The following is a 2,710-nucleotide window of genomic DNA, read 5'->3' on the forward strand; positions in this document are numbered from 1 at the left end:
CTCGAACCAGTGACCCCCTCCTTGTAAGGGAGGTGCTCTCCCAACTGAGCTAATCGCCCTTAATGTTGTGGGTTGGCATTATAGGGAGAATGCATTTTCAGTCAATACCTTTTTATTAAATTTTATTTAATTGTCGTAAAAATAAGCATAAAATCCGCTTTTTTATTTAGAAGTCAAACAAATCGTAGTAGAATAACGACTAATATTTTATTGAAGATAGGTTATAAAAATGAAACTAGATGCTCCTTTTAATTTAGACCCAAATGTAAAAGTGCGTACTCGTTTTGCTCCTAGCCCTACAGGTTATTTACATGTAGGTGGCGCACGTACCGCACTTTATTCTTGGTTATACGCAAAACATAATAACGGCGAATTTGTATTACGAATTGAAGACACTGATTTAGAGCGTTCAACACCAGAAGCGACGGCTGCAATTATTGAAGGAATGGAATGGTTAAATCTTCCGTGGGAGCATGGCCCTTATTACCAAACTAAACGCTTTGATCGTTATAACCAAGTGATCGATGAAATGATTGAACAAGGCTTAGCATATCGTTGTTACTGTACTAAAGATCGCTTAGAAGAACTTCGTCATACTCAAGAACAGAATAAAGAAAAACCACGTTATGACCGTCACTGTTTACACGATCACAGCCATTCACCTGATGAACCCCATGTTGTACGTTTTAAAAATCCAACTGAAGGCTCGGTCGTATTTGATGATGCAGTGCGTGGCCGTATTGAAATCAGCAACAGTGAGCTTGATGATCTTATTATTCGTCGTACAGACGGTTCACCAACTTATAACTTCTGCGTAGTTGTAGATGACTGGGACATGGGCATCACTCATGTGGTACGTGGCGAAGATCATATCAACAATACGCCTCGTCAAATTAACATTTTAAAAGCAATTGGTGCTCCAATTCCAACCTATGCGCACGTTTCCATGATTAATGGAGATGATGGCCAAAAACTCTCTAAACGACATGGCGCAGTGAGCGTAATGCAATATCGTGATGATGGTTACTTACCAGAAGCTTTAATCAACTATCTTGTTCGTTTAGGCTGGGGACATGGCGACCAAGAAATTTTCAGTCGCGAAGAAATGATCAACTATTTCGAATTAGATCACGTTAGCAAATCAGCTAGTGCATTCAACACTGAAAAATTACAGTGGTTGAATCAACATTATATCCGTGAATTACCGCCAGAATATGTGGCTAAACATCTTGAATGGCATTACAGAGATCAAGGCATTGATACAACTAATGGTCCTGCATTAACTGAAATTGTCTCTATGCTTGCGGAACGTTGCAAAACCTTAAAAGAAATGGCAAGTTCAAGCCGCTACTTCTTTGAAGAGTTTGAAACCTTTGATGAAGCTGCAGCGAAAAAACATTTCAAAGGCAATGCTGTTGAAGCGCTTACAAAAGTAAAAGAAAAATTAACCGCACTTTCTAGCTGGGATTTACATTCTACTCACGAAGCGATTGAGCAAACGGCTGCTGAACTAGAAGTAGGAATGGGCAAAGTTGGCATGCCATTACGTGTCGCTGTGACAGGTTCTGGTCAATCTCCATCAATGGATGTTACCCTAGTCGGTATCGGCAGAGATCGCGTACTTGCGCGTATTCAGCGTGCTATTGATTTTATTAATGCACAAAACGCTTAATATTTAATCGGATAACAAACACATAATAAAATCGTATTGACAGCCACATAGTCAAATTTTATTATGTTGCTGTCTTTTATGGGGATATAGCTCAGTTGGGAGAGCGCTTGAATGGCATTCAAGAGGTCGTCGGTTCGATCCCGATTATCTCCACCATATCAATAAAGCAAGGTAAATCACCTTGCTTTTTTTGTATTTAAAAATCAGTATTTTAGCGCATTTTAGCACTCAATTTAACGCATAGTAACGCATAATGATCTGCACCCCAAAAGTTGGACTAAATAACCAACTAAGTTGCAGATTTTTTATGACCAAATATAACACTCTTTTCAGACAACAGGTCATCGAATTTTATCTTCAAAATGATAAAAATCGTTCACTTACTCGTAAACATTTTCAACTTGCCAACAGAACATTGCGGCATTGGATTAGCCAATTTAATTATAGTAGAATCAATGGGTTAGCTGTGCTAGATAAGAAGCGGAATTAGTCACTTGAATTTAAACTTAACGTGATACAAGCGGTTAAAAATGGGCAGTTTTCTGCAGAAACCGCATATTTATACTTTGGTATTGCCAATTCAAGTGTGATTAGCCGATGATTGCAAGCCTTTGAAAAACAAGGTATAAACGGATTAATCTCCAAATCTAAAGGTCGCCCAACCATGCAACCGAAATACCCATTTTCCACTGCCCATTTTATTAGATTTAATCGGCTTGGCACGCAGTATTTTCTTCTATCACTTGAAGACGAAAAACGATAAAAATGTAGCATTATTACAACCATGAGCTCATTCAGGGGAAACTAAAAGGACTAAGCCCTATGGAGTACAGAACTCAGTCCTTAATTTAACAGTCTAACTTTTTGGGGGCAGATCAAAACCCACCTTTTTTAGATATTTAACTATATAAATTAGAAGCGATAAGATACGCCTAAATTATATCGAATATCACGATAATTATGCGTTCCCATGTAATAGCCTACATTTGTCCATACGGAAAGATTATCTGTGATATGCCATTTATCAATCCCGACCTC

General features: G+C 38.3%; 1 protein-coding gene, 1 tRNA gene and 2 pseudogenes. All 4 read left to right on the forward strand.

The window, feature by feature from the left end; translation table 11 throughout:
* The first annotated feature begins 229 nt into the window (after positions 1–229).
* Positions 230–1,672, forward strand: a complete 1,443-nt coding sequence (gene gltX / locus ABW51_RS09460; protein ID WP_053466543.1) for a glutamate--tRNA ligase — start codon at positions 230–232, stop codon at positions 1,670–1,672.
* 80 nt (positions 1,673–1,752) lie between these two features.
* Positions 1,753–1,828: transfer RNA gene (locus ABW51_RS09465), tRNA-Ala, on the forward strand.
* Between the two features lie 151 nt (positions 1,829–1,979).
* A pseudogene (locus ABW51_RS10085) lies at positions 1,980–2,454 on the forward strand (helix-turn-helix domain-containing protein); the annotation flags it as partial.
* Positions 2,444–2,524 (forward strand): annotated as a pseudogene (locus ABW51_RS10595) (IS3 family transposase); the annotation flags it as partial. The pseudogenes ABW51_RS10085 and ABW51_RS10595, both read left to right, overlap by 11 nt.
* Positions 2,525–2,710 lie beyond the last annotated feature (186 nt).

The organism is Haemophilus sp. C1, from assembly GCF_001276515.1.
Lineage (GTDB): Bacteria > Pseudomonadota > Gammaproteobacteria > Enterobacterales > Pasteurellaceae > Haemophilus.